The following is a 15,918-nucleotide window of genomic DNA, read 5'->3' on the forward strand; positions in this document are numbered from 1 at the left end:
ATTATTATTGCACCTGACTCACACACAGCTTCTTTAAAAAGGTGTTATGAAACAATATCAACGTAGGTCTTTAATTGCAGTATTAAGCGGTGTCGTGGTTTTTATTATATGTGCTAGCACACTGATGTACTTTGCTGCACAAAAGCTAAGTAGGCAGTTAGCGCGAGATTCAAATTATATTGTTCAACACATAGATGCTGCCGCAACAGAACGTAGAAAAATTTTAACCCGCCTAAATAACGCAAACGCTAAACAATGTAATAACAATACATTGATAGAAATGCGCCGCGCGTTGTTTGATGCACAATACGTGATAGATATTGGCTTTTTTACAAATAATGAGCTGGTTTGCACCACCGGTGCAGGAAAGCTGGCAGCTACAATTACCGATAATCCTCCCGACTACATTCGAATTGATAAATACGATAATAAACCTGTGCGCGTAAGGTACGAACCGCAATTGTATTTGCTTTTGTTTAGTGGCCGAGCAATGGAAGTGATAATTGTAAGGCAAGGTAATTACAATTTAATAGTCGATACGCGCGCTTTTAACGATAAAGTAATTGTTTCTCCTCAGTGGGAAGTACTTTATAAAAACACGCTCGAGACGTTTCATTTAGCGGGGGCTAAAGGGGTTTATGAGCAGGTAAAAAATCACTCATTTTTACCTTATGAATCAATTATAAAATGCAGTACTAATAACCCCGGGTACTGCGCAGCCGCACAACTTCCGTGGAGCCAATTTTTTGCTGATAATCAATTTTTATTGATTATTTCGCTTATTTTAATTTCGTTAGCGGGTGTATCAAGTGGACTGTTAATTGACTATAGCTTAGCGGCTAGGCGCTCAACTATCACGCGTGTGCGCAAAGGCCTTAAAAAAGGCTCATTTTATTGGACCTACCAACCCATTATTTGTTTGCAAACAGGTAAAGTGGTTGGCTGTGAGGCGTTGGCCCGTTTTGAAGATAAATACGGGGTTTTATTTCCTGATCAATTTATTCCTATTATCAGAAAAACCAATTTAACGTGGCGCTTTACCCAAGCCATGATTGAAAAAGTACTTTATGAGCTAACCAGCGTTGAGGCATTACCGCGCAATTTTAAAATTTCTATTAATATTTTTCCCTACGATGTAGAAACAGGCAATATTGCGCTTTTAAAAGACATACCTGCACTCACCGATTCGCGCTTTATTATTTGTTTAGAAATAACAGAAGACGAATACTTAGACTCAACAGTTGCCCATACCCACTTTAAAAGGCTGGTTGAGGCGGGCTTTAATTTATCGATAGATGATTTTGGTACGGGTTACTCTAACTTAAAAAATCTACAAAACTTGAGCTTTCATCAGCTTAAAATTGACCGCACTTTTGTACAAGATATAACAACACAAGGCTTAAAGGCATCAATGATCCCTAATATTATGGCGTTGGTACGTAAGTTTAACTACACCTGTGTAGCAGAAGGCATAGAAACAAATGAGCAAGAAGCCATACTAAAACAAGCTGGCGTACATTATGGCCAAGGCTGGAAATATGCCAAGCCCATGGCACTTCGAGAGTTTAAAGCGTATTTAAAATTGCAAACGGTTTAAACGTGTTTTACCTCATACACGTATTAGTATGATATTTATAACAGTGTAAGGTTTTAAAATGATTAAAATAATAGCCAGCGCATTTATGGTGTTAATGCTTAGTGCGTGCTCAGCTCAATACCCAAATCAGCAAATTACCGGTAAGCAGTTTCCTACCATTAGCGGCCAAAGCCTAGATGAGAAAAGCGTAACCATACCGAGTAATTTTAAAGCCGATAAAACCTTGTTACTCATTGGCTATAAACAAGATAGCCAATTTGACATAGACCGTTGGTTAATTGGCTTAGACATGACAGGGGTTACATTACCCACTTACGAACTGCCTACCATAGCAGGTATGGCCCCGCGTATGTTTAGTACATTTATAGACAGCGGTATGCGCAAGGGTATACCAAAAGAGCTGTGGGGCGGGGTAATCACTATTTATGAAGATGGTGACACTGTGCAAAAATTTACAGGTAATAAAAACCCAAATAATACTCGCGTTGTTTTAATAGATAGCAAAGGTAAAATTTTACATTTTTACGATAGGGGCTTTTCGGTAGAGGCGCTTAATAAACTAAACGAAAAAATAAAATAAAGGGAGCCAAGCTCCCTTTAGTATTAAGTGTGTTTAAAACGCATAACTTACACTAAAGCGCGTAGTGCGTGGCATAATATAGCGGCCATTTGGGGCATCGGCATTACGTGGGTCGCCCTCTGTTATACCTTGCTCATCCGTTAAGTTATCAATGGCCAGTTGTAGTTTTATGCCTTCCATAGGTTCTAAAATTAGGCCTAAGTCTACTTTTTCGTAGCCATCAAGAGTCACCGTGTTTTCGTTGTTACCAAAGCGGTCATCAACAGCCGACAGTGTGCCATATAACGTGGCATACATACCTTGTAGCTCAAAGTCGTAGCTAGGTGTGATACGCACTTGCCACTTTGGCTGACGCTGAGATTCATTTCCTTCATTGGTTGGGCTTTGCGTTATTTCGGTTTCTTGTAGTGTGGTATTTAAATTAACCGAAAAACCCGACTGATGATTAAAGTTATAATCAAGCTCAACACCGTACGCTTCGTTTGTTAAAATTTCTGCAGGTACACCTGGGCGGCGTACAAATGTATCGCCCTTTACTTCGTTAACAAACAAGGTAGCGTAAAAGTCTGTAGAGTCAGAAATAAGCTTGTAGCCAAATTCGCCTTGGGTTACTTCTTTAATTAGCTTTTCGCCGCCTTCATAAGCGCTAAAGTTATCTCTAAAGTCGTCAAAGTAAGGCATTTTATAACCACGGTTTACGCGTGCAAATACACCCATGTCATCGTTTATTGAATAGTTAATCCCCGTGGTCCACGATGTTTTACTTTCATCATAGTTAACTGTTTTGGTAATAATTCCATCAAGGTCTTCATCAACACTGTATTCTACTTCATGACTTTCGTGGCGCACGCCTGCATCTAATGTAAAGTCATCGGCAAATTTGTATTGAGCTGTTACATAAAACGCATTGGTGCGCGCATCACCTGTTGAGCTAATATCGTAGTTAAAATCGCAGCCATCAGTGCTTTGATTACACTCAATGCCAGTTAGCGACTCGCCGCCGGCTTCTAGTACGTGGTAAGCCGTATTACCTAAACTCCACCAATCGTTTGCCGATGTACTGGCTGTGTAGTAACCAAACGTGGCTGATAAATCATCAAATTGCTTTGAAAACGCTAAATCGTTTGTAAATGAGCTAATTTCTTTAAGTACAACCCAGCGTCCAAGTTGTTGTATTGGGGTGTCGCTTGCGTACTCTGTATTGGTTACTGCACCAAATGCGGTTTGCCCATTATCGGCAACGTCTCCAACTGTGGTTGCTGAGCCACTTGGCACCAACCCGTATGTATTGGCATCCCCTTTAGTTATATTAAAGCGGTCAGAAAATTGCCAACCATTATCAAGCTCTAGTTTAATGCTACCGCCTGTTACATGGCCGTCCCAGCCTCGGCCATCCCCTAAGTCAATATCGTGTGCTTGTGCATCGGGGCCGGTAAAAATGGTTGCTTGGCGGTTTAACGTGCCAAGTTGGGTATATTCTGCGTCAATCCCTTCAATATTAAGGGGGGTTGGTAAGTACCATGCACCGTGGTCATCTGTTTGGCGAGTGTAAAAGTTAAGCTCGCCGTTATCTAAATCTTTAGTGATATTAATGGTAAATTGGCTGCCTTTCTCAGAGGTAAAACCTGCATCACGAATACCCGGAGAGCTTTTTACATAGCCGCCAACCATAAAGTATAAATCGTCAGTAATTTCACCACTAATAACAGCATCTACTCGTTGTAGGTCGTAATCAGATGTTGTGTATTTAAATAAGCCTTCGGTGTCTTCACCACCGCGCTTTAGCCTAAAGTTAGTTGTTAAACCCGGTTGGCCGTTTGATAAAACAGGGTTCGGCCCACCGCGTAAAGCCTCCATGGTCTCAATCGTTTCATCAATTCTAAAAAGTGAAGAGTTTTCTAAAAACGATAATGTAGGGGCTGGGTAAACGGGTGACCCTTCAATACTTAGGGTTAAAAATGGGGCGTCACCGCCGCCAGGAAAACCACGTACAAATACATTGGCACCAGATTCACCCCCTGAGCTTTCTACCCAAACCCCAGGTACGGCTTTAAACAGATCGGCAGTGCTTTTAGGTGAAAGTTTAATAATTTGTTGGCTATCAATATTTGTAACAGCGTAGCCTGCATCTATTTTTCTGATGCCGACCCCGGTAGGTGTGCCCGAAACAACAATTCGCTCTACCTTGGTTTCTTGTGCTTGCTCTTGTGCAAAGGTGGCGTGTGAGCTCAAGGCTAAAGTTATAGCGCACGCTAATGTACTTTTTGCTTTATTGAATGTCATGTGTGATCCCGTTTTTAGTGTGTTAAACAGTGTGTTTTTTACTGCGCTGTATACAAAGTTTTTATGTAAACAGGCTGTATATGATGAAACCTTAAAGATTAATGCAAACGTTTGCAATATTTATTTGTAAATTATTTATGAATTATATTTGTAGAAATATTGAGCGTAAAAGCCTAGGTATGGCTTTTTTAGCCTGTGAGGCAAGCCAGAAAAAATTAATAATGCTATATTGTCAGCTAGTTACATTAAACATTAGTTAATACAACGCGGCTCAGGGTTTTCATGGATAACAAAAAAATAAAATTAGCTGATTTAGCAAAGCTGGCAGGGGTGTCTACCTCTACGGTTTCGCGTGCTTTAAATGACAACCCGTTAATAAAACAAGAAACACGCGATAAATTAAAACAACTCGCTAAAGAGCATAATTTTAGTTTAAACACCGCTGCAAGCCGCTTGCGAACGCAAAAAACAAATGTTGTTGCTGTTATCATTAACTTAGATGAACAAACCGAACAATCGATTAGCGATCCATTTTTACTTAAAGTGGTTAGCGAAATTAATCTTGCACTTAATCAACAAGGGCTAGAGCTTTTATTGTCTAATTCAATAATGGCACAGCACGATTGGGCCAATTATTTTATTAATGGTCGAAGGGCCGATGGTATTATTGTGGTTGGGCAGGGTAAAGATCAGCGCAATATAGAGGCGGCTGCTAAAGCGGGGATCCCTTTGGTGGTGTGGGGAGACCCTAAAACACCCAGTAACTACCCTATTGTAGGCAGTGATAACTACCTAGGTGGAATGCAAGCCACTGCGCACTTAATCGAACACGGTGCAAAAAATATTTTATTTTTAGGCGACCCAGAGCACGGTGAAATTAGCGAAAGACACCGCGGTTATGTGGCTGCGCTATCTACGCATAAACTAGAGCAGCACGTTGTTTCTATTGATATTACGAGTAGTTCGGCGTATCAAGAAATTAATAGTCTATTACGCGAAAAAGGGCTCTACTTTGATGCAATAATGGCTTGTAGCGACATGGTTGCCTTAGGTGCAATGAAGGCGTTAAAAGAGCGCTATGTCAGTATCCCTAACGATGTTGCATTGGTTGGCTTTGACGATATAGCAATGGCAGATATTAGCCATCCGTCGCTTTCAACAATTAAACAAAATACTCAATTAGCGGCTGAACTTTTAGTTAAAAAGCTTATGCAACAATTTATGGGTCAAAAAGTTGAATCTCAAGTTATTGATATAGAATTAATAACTCGCCAATCGAGTAAACGCTGATTTATGAATGGTAGATACAAATTTTAAAACTTAAAATGCAAACGATTGCATTGATTTTTATTCTACACTAAACTCAACGTTCACTGACACAAACACACACGCTAATTACCCAAAGGTGTTAGCTTTAATCGTTATGGCGCACTGCGTTATAAGTAAGGCAAGCTATGAGTAAAACAAAAATCACACTAGCAATTGCTGCAAGCTATTTTATTTTCGCAATATTATTAAATAGCGTAGGAACAGTCATTTTGCAGGCAATAAATACATTGGGCGTTAGCAAAACTGAGGCGTCTGTTTTGGAAGGCTTTAAAGACTTATCAATTGCGATAATGTCTTTTGTTGTTGCCTCGTTCATTCCTAGGTTAGGGTATAAGCTCGCAATGTTAGGGGCTTTAGCGGTCGTTGCATTAGCGTGCTTAAGCACCGCACTGATCAGCGAATTTTATATGTTTAAAGTGCTATTTGCAGTGATAGGCTGTGGCTTTGCGGTAGTAAAAGTTTCTGTTTATTCGATTATTGGCCAAGTAACCGAAGATGCTAATAGTCACTCGTCACTTTTAAACACCATCGAAGGCATTTTTATGGTGGGTGTATTAAGTGGTTATTGGATTTTTACCGCCTTTATAGACCCAAGCCAAAACAATGCGTGGCTCAATGTTTATTACGCGTTGGCAGCGCTTACTTTAATTGTATTACTAAGTGTTGTTATTGCACCGATTGCGCCTGCAATTGATAAAAATAAAACTGACTCTAGTTTGAGTGACTTTATAGCCATGCTTAAATTAACGTATCAGCCCTTGGTGCTTATTTTTATTATAAGTGCATTTTTATATGTCCTTATTGAACAAGGCGTAGGTACTTGGCTGCCAACCTTTAATAACCAAGTTTTACAACTGCCTGTGGCTATAAGTATTCAGTTAGCGAGTATTTTTGCTGCGGCGTTAGCGTTTGGCCGTTTAGTTGCGGGGCAGGTGCTTAAGCACATTAATTGGTTTTTTGTACTGTGCGGATGCTTAGTCGCCATGGCGTTACTTATTATTGTAACGTTACCCCTAACTGAAAACCTGCCTAATACAGCAATCACTAGCCTATTTGATGCACCACTGGCTGCATTTGTTTTGCCCCTCATTGGTTTTTTTATGGCGCCAATTTATCCAGTGTTAAATTCGGTAATGCTCAGCGCGTTAGAAAAGCACCAACATGCAGCCATGACAGGATTAATCGTTGTGTTTTCAGCACTTGGAGGCACAACTGGTTCAATGATCACAGGCTACGTATTTGAGCATTTTAGTGGTCAGCACGCATTTTACCTGTCGTTAATTCCCATTAGCTTAATTTTTATAAGCGTGATTATTTTTAAACAGCGCACCCGCGCCATTTCTCAGCACGCTGCCAGCATATAATTGATTTAGGATTGTTATGAATTTTTTTGAGAGCCAGTTATTTAAAGATGTACAGACCCAACATATTTTTGATGACTGTAAAACATTTGCAGATGCAACTGCACGAACCAGCTGGCAAAGTGCGTGTAAAAACTATGAGCAAGTAGCACCGCTTAATCAAGCCCAATTAAAAGAGTTTGTAAATGCTCACTTTATTACGACCCCCTTACTACGTATGCAAAGTGAGCCAGATACCGCAAGCGTTAAGCACTATATTAACTCTTTGTGGCATGGTTTGAGACGAGCGGCTGATAAACCTAAAGCCGATTCTTTATTAGCATTAAAGCATAGCTACATTGTGCCTGGTGGGCGTTTTCAGGAAATATACTACTGGGATAGCTACTTTACAGCGCTCGGCTTAATTGATGCTAATAAACCTGAAATTGTTGAAGATATGCTGCAAAACTTTATCGACCTTATAAACGATTATGGGTGTATTCCAAATGGCAATCGCAGTTACTACTTATCGCGTTCACAGCCACCTATTTTAGCGCTTATGGTTGAATTGCTATGGCAGCACGAGCACAGTAAAACCAATAATGTAGCATGGCTTGAAAAATGTGTTAATGCGCTTGAAAAAGAGTATGCGTTTTGGATGCAAGGCGCAGAAGAGCTTACGAACGAGAAAACGGCACTAAGGCGAGTTGTAAAAATGCCATGCGGTGGCAAGTTAAATCGTTATTGGGACGATGAAGCAGCCCCTAGGGCAGAATCCCTGAGAGAAGATCTGGCACTCGCAGAGGGCTTAGCTGAGCATAAAAAGCCCGACTTTTATCGACATATACGTGCTGCATGTGAATCTGGCTGGGACTTTAGTTCTCGCTGGCTAGCTGAGCCTAATTCACTTAGCTCTATACAAACAACCGATATATTACCCATTGATCTTAATTGTTTGCTTTATAACCTAGAAAAACAGCTTAGTAAGTTTAATAAGCTGCTAGGTAATAACCAACAAGCCGATTTATTTAGCGACTACGCAGCAGCTCGCCGCACACTGATTAATAAATACATGTGGAGTGAGCAACAACACTTTTTTGTTGATTATAATCATCACAAAGCGAGTCAATCTAAGGTGTTAAGCGCTGCCGCAAGTACTGCATTATTTTTTAACTTAGCGTCTGAGCAACAAGCTCAACATATTGCCGAGCGACTAAGCAGCGACTTTTTAAAGGCCGGCGGCATAGTTACTACCGTTACCTCTACATCACAGCAATGGGATAGCCCTAATGGGTGGGCTCCGCTGCAGTGGTTTGCTGTTAAAGGGCTTGATAATTACGGTTTTAGTGATCTTAGTAAACGTATAATGCAAAACTGGCTAACAATGGTAGAAAACGACTTTTCTGTTAATCAGTGCCTACTAGAAAAATACAATGTGTGCGTGCCTCAATTAAAAGCAGGGGGCGGAGAATACGTAGTACAGCAAGGTTTTGGCTGGACTAACGGGGTTACCTCACGCTTTTATACGTTATGTGAGGACTGATCAGAGCAGTATTTTATATGAAAATAATTCATTCATTATCATTAAGTTATTGTAACTATTAGCTAAATATAATTGGTGATTGTTTTATGCCGTATATGAATAATACCAAGGGCGCATTGTAAGTTGTTAATAAATTCGGTAATGTGGTGTAAACATTTCAAGGAAGAAATCTATGCTACAACCACACGCCGTTTTTGTAAAAACCACGTTTCAATCTTCTTTTCACTGTGAAAGCTACACAACTATATTAAAAACCATGCAAGCCATTTTTGGCGATATTAAAATGGACGACGTGATCCCTAAAAACGAGAAAAGGGACAAGTTTGATTTATTTTTAATTGATGGCGCTAAAAATAACTGGTTAGATTTACTGCCTGCCGACTTAATTTGCCTCGCTAAAAAGCACAAAGTTGTCTTATTTAATGTAGAGCCCAATGCCGTGTGCGAAAAAAACCTACTGTTAAATCATTTTAATGGTGTGTTTTATAAATCAGATGCACCAGAAACTATTTTTAAAGGGCTAGTTAGAATAACCTCAGGCGAGTTATGGTTTACGCGAAAGGTTATATCAAAAGCGTTTTCAGATATTCTCTCGGTTGCCTCTTCGTTTAATAGCCTACAAGAAGATATCACCCTTAAAAAAGGGGATTATGCGCACCTTACTAAACGTGAAAAATCGGTTATTCACTTAATTGCTCAAGGGGCGAGCAATAACGCCATTGCCGATAAACTTAATATAAGTGACCACACCGTTAAAACGCATTTGTACAGTGCCTTTAAAAAAACCAATTCTCGTAACCGTGTTGAATTAGCAAATTGGGCTCAGCGTTACATATCGGTTTTATTACCTATGGCTAAGTAGTTATAGCAATTTTTTAAAACACGATTGTTGTATACACTCATATAAAAAAGGCTACGTCATGTAGCCTTTTTTGTTTTTAAATTATAGCCTTATACTAATTCGCTTAATTAAGTTTTATTGCGCATTGGTATTACGCTGCTTTTTGTGCCCACAACCCTTTATCAATTCCTTTTGTAATTAAGTCTGTGAGTGCTTTTTCAATGGCTTGGGTTACACATATGCTCATCGGTTCGTTATCACTAAAGCCGGCTTCGGCTTCGGCTAAGCGTTTGTAGCTTACGTACCTAAAAAATCCTGCACGCATTTCTTGGCTAAGTACTTTTTTGCTGGTGGCTACGCTAAGTAATACTTGGCCGGTGCGAACATCAACTGCGCGTAAATATATAGATATTGCATCTTCACGATATAACTCAGAGGCGCCAATACCAAAGTATTCCATTCCTAAACCGCCTGTTTTTACATTGGTATCGTAGCTAATAATACCGCCTTCTAAAATTATTTTAGCGGTTGTTAGGGGCGGTAAATCTGGTTGGTTAGGGTTATCAGATTGGCCAGCACGAATAATTTTTCGCTCTGTTAAAATATTTTGTAAGCCTTCTCGTTCAACCGGTGTAAACCAATCAGACTCGTGCAGTGCTTGCACTAAAATAGAGTTAGCGCCTTGCGTTACTGCCGTTGAAAACGAGCTAACATTAGTTTGCGGTTTGTATTGGCCTGTTTGATCTCTAAACGAATACACAGACACAGGGATACTGCCTACAGGTTTAGGTAAGTTTTTTAAATCACTAAATATTTCAGTGGGTTCTAGTGTGGTGGCGAGTTGCTGTGAGGGAGGTATTAAGTTTCCCATACTTGAACAACCAGTTATGGCTAATAGAGTTATTGTTATGAGTATTTTGCGCATTATCCAAACCTCGGAACTTCGATGATCACGACAGAGTCATCTAATATATTGGTTATTTTTACTGTAATAGTGTCGGTTGTGCTGGTGATGACTTCTATTTGATAATCGCCACTCATAAATATTGAGTCTTGGTCAAATAGGCTGTCTTCAATTTCTTCACCAAACGCCATATCGGTAATTTCTCTTACCATGCGGTTTAAATACGTGCGCTCTAATGAGTCTTGAAATTGCTCGGCGTAGCCTTTTTCGATGGTTGGGGCTTTGTGTTTGTTTTGCGCTTGCGCTTTACTAAGCAGCATCGTGGCATTGAGTGGGTTACCACCAAAGCTTGGGTTGATTGGGGTATAAATAATTTCAGTTGCCGAGGCTGAAAAACTAAGTGTTGTTATTATTATAAGTGCTATTTTTTTCATTTTACCATCCATTTACTGCCATATCGGGTGACGATGTTGCCATATTTGAGCGTGCCATCGCGTCTATTACAGTGTAAACAGCTTGCTCAACGCGTTCGTCGAGGGGCGCTAATCTACGTCCTAAATAGGTTACATACACGAGTTGGTTATTCATAATTAGCGAAAGCTTTGTGCCAGCTTTTGGTATTACTGTTTCTCTTATTTCTATATTAAAACCAGCGGTTGAAGGGAGATCTCGCCAGTAATTTGAAAATTCGTAATAAAATTGATGGCCAAAACGACTAATGCTTCTATCAAGCAGTAAGCCATCTATTTCTAGTTCTTGCGCAGCATTGCTTAGCGAAGAAAAAAACAGAAAAAAACTCAGTAGGTAGTAACGTAAGTGAAAATTTTTTTTCATAATAAAATGGGGAGGGTTAACCTCCCCACCTCAATAATTACATTTGCGTAATTGTTGCTGTATTGCCATCACCAATTTGCGTAACAGAAACCGTGCTGTCGTAGCCAATTACTGAGCCTTCAACAAGGTTATCGTTACCTACTTGAGTAACTGTAAACGATACGTTTTCACCGCCCACTAAAAAGGCTGACTGCTCAACGCCGCTTACCCAGTTACCTTCACCTTCTTGTGAAATATCTATACTGTGGCTACTACCTTCAACCATCATATCGACTAGGTTTAACATGCCATCTTGCGCAATATCGATTTGGTTATCGTTACTATCTAAAATACCCGCAAGCGTAACAACTGCCTCGTTTTGAGCACCACTTTGGGCAATATCAATATCGTTATTGTTTGATGTAAGCGATACATCAGGGTACGACGATTGCACCAGCATCACGTTTTCATCACCAGATTGAACTAAATCTACATCGTTATCTGTGCCGTTAAAGTTAGCAAGGTGAACAGAGTTTAAGTCGCCAACTTGAGAGGTTGAAAACTCATTATCAGAGCCAATTACACCCATGTAAGATTCGTTAAAGTCACCGTTTTGTAGTGAAGTTAGCTCGTTGTTATCGCCAATTAAATCGGCTGTCATTAAGTTTTCAGCGCCAACTTGCGTTGCTGTCACTTCGTTATTTGCGCCTTCAAATAAGTTTGATTCAATTGTATTTAATGAACCTTCTTGATCTAAATCTATTTGGTTATCATCGCCAACAACAGCTGCAAACGTTACTGCATTTGTTAAGCCATCTTGCTCAATTTCAATTTCATTTGCATCACCAGAAATTGAACTAAATGCTACAGCGTTACGGTCGCCGTTTTGTTCAACTTCAAGTTCATTTTCATTACCTTGTAAGCTACTTACTTTAAAGGTATCCCAGTAGCCGTCTTGAAGTAAATCAAGTGTATTTTCATCGCCTGAAAGCATAGTGATTTCTGCTTCATGCCATTCACCCTGTTGTAAAGACATGATTTCATTTGCATTACCTTGCATATCCATGTTGTAGAACCAGTGGCCGCCGCTACCTTGCTCTACATCAATAAGGTTGTCATCACCGGTTACGATGTTAATCGCTTCGTTATTTACGAAAAAGCCTTGGCCAAATTGGCTAACAAATAACATGTTGTTGTTACCTGTTACCTCAGAAATAAACCCATTAGCAACGCCATCTTGCGAGTACACTTGCGTGTTGTTATCGCCAGTTGTTGTTACTTCGGCATAATTACCAAATTGGCTTTGCACAACTTCAGTGTCGTTATTGTTACCTGTGGTGGTCACAAGCATGGTGTTGCTGTCGCCTTCTTGATAAAGAAACGCGTTATTTTCATTTGAAGTTTGGCTGAGAGTTAAGCTGTTTTCTAGACTCTCTGTAGATACCTGTGTACTTAGTTGCGAGCTAGACACTGATTTGTTTTGTGTATCTGCGTGTGATGCAAAGCTGGTACCGACTGCTAATGCAACAGCGCAGCTTAAAAGTGTTTTATTCAACTTCATTATTATTCTCCTTGAAATAGTAAAATCAAATACCTTAAGTGTTATAAATTTTAATAAGATATTTTCGCTCAGCATGCCGTGCTGAAATAATGGTGTGATCCACTGTTAATTTGATTTTGTAAATCGTTTGTTATTACAAATGCTAAGTTTAAGCCTGTCATTTTTATTAAACATAAAGTGGCTAAACTTTTTTGTAAGAACACCTTCACTGTATTCTCCCCGGCGAAGGACTTAAATCATCTTTTTTTACCAATTTTATTTTTTATGTATTTCATCGAGTTATAAAAAAGTATCTATATAGGAACAAAACTGGGAAGGAAAACTAGTAAAAATGTTTGGTCCTTAAAAAGGTAAAAATGGCGGGCGGTATTTCATAAAAATGACTGTGTTGTATGTTTTTTTGTTAATCAGTCTGGTTAAAAATGTTGATTTTTAGTTGTTTGTTATTTTTTGACTTGTGTAAATCCATATTTATTAGTTTTCTAGTTCTATGCCACGTGATCCTCTTGTATTTGAAGTTGTAAGTAAACTTACTTAGTACGGCTAAGTTAAACCAACTATGGATAGAACAATGAAAACAAAATTATCTATTATCACTCTTGCTTTACTCCCGTGTTTAGCTGCTGCAAAACTACCTGATGCAGGTGTTAAACACCCTGTTGTAGCAAGTAGTGATGCAGTAATTGTTAAATACAAAAAAAATGCATCAGCACAAATGCGTAAACAAGCGCGTTCGTTAGTTAAAGCAAAAATTTCAGATGTAAACGCTGATGAAATTGATGATAACTATAAGTCTTTACTTTCTGGGCGGTTAGCTAAGTTTAAAATTTCGGGCATGAGTACTAAAGAAGCCATTGCGCGCTTAAAATCTCACCAAGCGATTGAATATGCTGAGCCTGATTACCAAGTAAGCATTGCTCAAACGCCTGATGATCCGCGCTTTGATGAGTTATGGGGTTTAAATAACGACGGCCAAACAGGCGGTACTGCCGATGCTGATATTGATGCAGTAGAAGCATGGGATATTTCGACAGGTAGCCGCGATGTTGTGGTAGGTGTAATTGATACCGGTATTGACTATAGCCACAGCGATTTAGCTAGCAATATGTGGGTTAATAGCAGTGAAGTGCCTGGAGATGGCATCGATAATGACGGTAACGGCTTTGTAGATGACGTGCACGGTATTAATGCAATTACCAACAGTGGTGACCCTATGGATGATGAAGGCCATGGTACTCACGTATCGGGCACCATAGGCGCAAGCGGTAATAACGCAACAGGTGTTGTAGGCGTTAACCACGAAGTATCGCTGGTAGGGTGTAAGTTTTTAGATGCTGCAGGTAATGGCTCAACATCAGATGCAATTAAGTGTATTGATTACATGGTAGGACTTAAAAATGCCGGTGTTAACTTACGTGTTTTAAATAATAGCTGGGGCGGTGGCGGTTATAGCCAAGCATTAGCCGATGCAATTGCCTCAAGCGAAGCAGCCGATTTACTGTTTGTAGCGGCAGCGGGCAACGACACCATAGATAACGATGTAAACCCGCATTATCCTTCTAACTACGAAAACGCGAGCGTGTTATCTGTAGCAAGTACGGATCAAACCGATAATATTTCGTGGTTTTCGCATTATGGTTTAACTAGCGTTGATATGGGCGCCCCTGGTAGCGCAATTTTATCTACTACACCAGGTGAGAGCTATGCGTCTTACTCAGGCACATCAATGGCGACTCCTCATGTAGCTGGCGCTGCAGCATTAGTGCTATCTATTAACCCAGAACTTAACACGCAAGAGCTTAAAGAATTACTAATGAGCTCTGGCGATGCCAACACTGCACTGCAAGGTGTAACGGTGGCAGGTACGCGTCTTAATGTTAACCAAGCACTTATTGATGCAGATCCTACACCTGGCTTTAAAATTTCAGCCGATCCACTTACGCAACAAATTGTAGCGGGCCAAGCTACAAATTACACATTTACCATTGGCTCAATTGCCCAGTGGGATGAAGAAGTAACGCTTGAACTATCATCAACATTAAGCGGCGCTTATTTGTCGGCTAGCACGGCTCGCCCTGGTGATGAAGTAATGCTTAACGTTGAAACCGACACTGATACACAGTGGGGTGAATACGAGCTAACCGTTACTGCAACAGCGGATGAAATTGTTAAACAGCAGTCAGTTAAATTAATGATTCAACCGGTAGGCCTAAACGACTTTACCTACAGCAGTAATGCAAGTGTTGATATTCCTGATAACTCGCCAGTGGGCGCCGTATCAGTAATTAATGTACCTGATGATTTAACTGTGTTTGGTACAACAGCGGATGTTGATATTACGCATACTTACTCAGGCGACTTAGTGGTTAAGCTAGTATCAGCACAAGGCACGCAAGTAACGCTACAAAGCAACGTGGGTGGTTCAAGCGACGACATAGTGAGAAGCTTTACGTCTGAGTCATTTAACGGTGAAGTGGCAACAGGTGATTGGACGCTACACGTTGAAGATACCGCAGCAGCCGATACGGGTACCATTAATACGTGGTCTCTTACATTAAGCGCTATTGGTGAAGTTAGCCCACGACCACCGCGTGCGGGTTTTGATGTAGAAACACAAGGTTTAACCGTTAACTTTACTGATTCAAGTACGGATGCAAACAACGATATTACACAGTGGAGCTGGGAGTTTGGTGATGGTGCAACATCATCTGATCAAAACCCAATGCATGTGTATGCAGCCTCTGGTAATTACGATGTTGTACTAACCGTAACTGACAGCGAAGGCAATACAAGCACGTCAACGCAAACGGTTGTAGTAAGTGATGTAGAGCTTGAGCTTACCCTTAAACGCGCTAATAAATCTCGCCTTGATACTATGCGTGTAGATTTAAGTTGGGAGCGTGTTGGCGCTGAGTCATTAAGCGTATACCGTAACGGTGAGCTGGTTGATACCACATCAGACAACGGCCGTTACCGCGACTACGTACGTGGTGCTACATTACCATCGTACGATTACCAATTATGTGTAACTGAAAATGTATGTTCTAACATCATTACAGTGTCATTTAATTAACTACTCCTAAAGTGACCTTAAGCCCAGCACTGCTGGGCTTTTTTTGTTTTACGA

At 40.2% G+C, this 15,918-nt stretch carries 11 protein-coding genes and 1 pseudogene; 7 read left to right on the forward strand and 5 right to left on the reverse strand.

Going from position 1 to position 15,918, the window contains the following annotated elements:
- Positions 1-46 precede the first annotated feature (46 nt).
- Positions 47-1,597, forward strand: a complete 1,551-nt coding sequence (locus PSH54_RS01470) for an EAL domain-containing protein (RefSeq protein WP_273605284.1) — start codon at positions 47-49, stop codon at positions 1,595-1,597.
- 58 nt (positions 1,598-1,655) lie between these two features.
- Complete coding sequence (locus PSH54_RS01475) at positions 1,656-2,177, forward strand: hypothetical protein (RefSeq protein WP_054981684.1); 522 nt, start codon at positions 1,656-1,658, stop codon at positions 2,175-2,177.
- Positions 2,178-2,210: 33 nt separating this feature from the next.
- On the opposite strand, the gene PSH54_RS01480 is transcribed toward PSH54_RS01475, so the two are convergent.
- Positions 2,211-4,460: a TonB-dependent receptor gene (locus PSH54_RS01480; RefSeq protein ID WP_273605285.1), complete on the reverse strand. Its 2,250-nt coding sequence runs from the start codon at positions 4,458-4,460 to the stop codon at positions 2,211-2,213.
- 279 nt (positions 4,461-4,739) lie between these two features.
- On the opposite strand from PSH54_RS01480, the pseudogene PSH54_RS01485 reads away from it, so the two are divergent.
- The 4 genes and pseudogenes from PSH54_RS01485 to PSH54_RS01500 all read left to right on the forward strand — a co-directional run.
- A pseudogene (locus PSH54_RS01485) lies at positions 4,740-5,750 on the forward strand (LacI family DNA-binding transcriptional regulator); the annotation flags it as partial.
- A gap of 164 nt (positions 5,751-5,914) precedes the next feature.
- Positions 5,915-7,153 (forward strand): MFS transporter, encoded by a 1,239-nt coding sequence (locus PSH54_RS01490; protein ID WP_029773635.1) that lies wholly within the window; start codon positions 5,915-5,917, stop codon positions 7,151-7,153.
- 16 nt (positions 7,154-7,169) lie between these two features.
- Positions 7,170-8,672, forward strand: coding sequence for a trehalase family glycosidase (locus PSH54_RS01495; protein WP_273605286.1), 1,503 nt, complete (start codon positions 7,170-7,172; stop codon positions 8,670-8,672).
- Positions 8,673-8,844: 172 nt separating this feature from the next.
- A complete protein-coding gene (locus PSH54_RS01500; RefSeq protein WP_096042767.1) occupies positions 8,845-9,534 on the forward strand; it encodes a response regulator transcription factor in 690 nt (229 codons plus the stop codon).
- 130 nt (positions 9,535-9,664) lie between these two features.
- Here the strand turns inward: PSH54_RS01500 and PSH54_RS01505 are convergent, their stop codons facing one another.
- The 4 genes from PSH54_RS01505 to PSH54_RS01520 are packed head-to-tail and all read right to left on the reverse strand — an operon-like array spanning position 9,665 to position 12,791.
- Complete coding sequence (locus PSH54_RS01505) at positions 9,665-10,438, reverse strand: CsgG/HfaB family protein (protein WP_273605287.1); 774 nt, start codon at positions 10,436-10,438, stop codon at positions 9,665-9,667.
- Positions 10,438-10,863, reverse strand: a complete 426-nt coding sequence (locus tag PSH54_RS01510; RefSeq protein WP_004587047.1) for a curli assembly protein CsgF — start codon at positions 10,861-10,863, stop codon at positions 10,438-10,440. The genes PSH54_RS01505 and PSH54_RS01510 overlap by 1 nt, the downstream gene beginning before the upstream one ends.
- Positions 10,853-11,251 (reverse strand): curli production assembly/transport protein CsgE, encoded by a 399-nt coding sequence (locus PSH54_RS01515; RefSeq protein ID WP_064387109.1) that lies wholly within the window; start codon positions 11,249-11,251, stop codon positions 10,853-10,855. Before PSH54_RS01515 ends, PSH54_RS01510 begins: the two co-directional genes overlap by 11 nt.
- Positions 11,252-11,288: 37 nt before the next feature.
- Positions 11,289-12,791, reverse strand: coding sequence for a curlin (locus tag PSH54_RS01520; RefSeq protein WP_273605288.1), 1,503 nt, complete (start codon positions 12,789-12,791; stop codon positions 11,289-11,291).
- A gap of 571 nt (positions 12,792-13,362) precedes the next feature.
- Between PSH54_RS01520 and PSH54_RS01525 the strand changes: the two genes are divergently transcribed.
- On the forward strand, positions 13,363-15,864 hold the full coding sequence (locus tag PSH54_RS01525) for a S8 family serine peptidase (protein WP_273605289.1): 2,502 nt from the start codon (positions 13,363-13,365) through the stop codon (positions 15,862-15,864).
- Positions 15,865-15,918 lie beyond the last annotated feature (54 nt).

Source organism: Pseudoalteromonas sp. Angola-30 (genome assembly GCF_028599215.1).
In the GTDB taxonomy this organism is placed as follows: domain Bacteria; phylum Pseudomonadota; class Gammaproteobacteria; order Enterobacterales; family Alteromonadaceae; genus Pseudoalteromonas; species Pseudoalteromonas atlantica.

Coding starts and splice junctions, on each gene's coding strand:
- PSH54_RS01470 (WP_273605284.1), top strand. CDS start 47: ATGAAACAATATCAACGTAGGTCTTTAATTGCAGTATTAAGCGGTGTC.
- PSH54_RS01475 (WP_054981684.1), top strand. CDS start 1,656: ATGATTAAAATAATAGCCAGCGCATTTATGGTGTTAATGCTTAGTGCG.
- PSH54_RS01480 (WP_273605285.1), bottom strand. CDS start 4,460: ATGACATTCAATAAAGCAAAAAGTACATTAGCGTGCGCTATAACTTTA.
- PSH54_RS01490 (WP_029773635.1), top strand. CDS start 5,915: ATGAGTAAAACAAAAATCACACTAGCAATTGCTGCAAGCTATTTTATT.
- PSH54_RS01495 (WP_273605286.1), top strand. CDS start 7,170: ATGAATTTTTTTGAGAGCCAGTTATTTAAAGATGTACAGACCCAACAT.
- PSH54_RS01500 (WP_096042767.1), top strand. CDS start 8,845: ATGCTACAACCACACGCCGTTTTTGTAAAAACCACGTTTCAATCTTCT.
- PSH54_RS01505 (WP_273605287.1), bottom strand. CDS start 10,438: ATGCGCAAAATACTCATAACAATAACTCTATTAGCCATAACTGGTTGT.
- PSH54_RS01510 (WP_004587047.1), bottom strand. CDS start 10,863: ATGGATGGTAAAATGAAAAAAATAGCACTTATAATAATAACAACACTT.
- PSH54_RS01515 (WP_064387109.1), bottom strand. CDS start 11,251: ATGAAAAAAAATTTTCACTTACGTTACTACCTACTGAGTTTTTTTCTG.
- PSH54_RS01520 (WP_273605288.1), bottom strand. CDS start 12,791: ATGAAGTTGAATAAAACACTTTTAAGCTGCGCTGTTGCATTAGCAGTC.
- PSH54_RS01525 (WP_273605289.1), top strand. CDS start 13,363: ATGAAAACAAAATTATCTATTATCACTCTTGCTTTACTCCCGTGTTTA.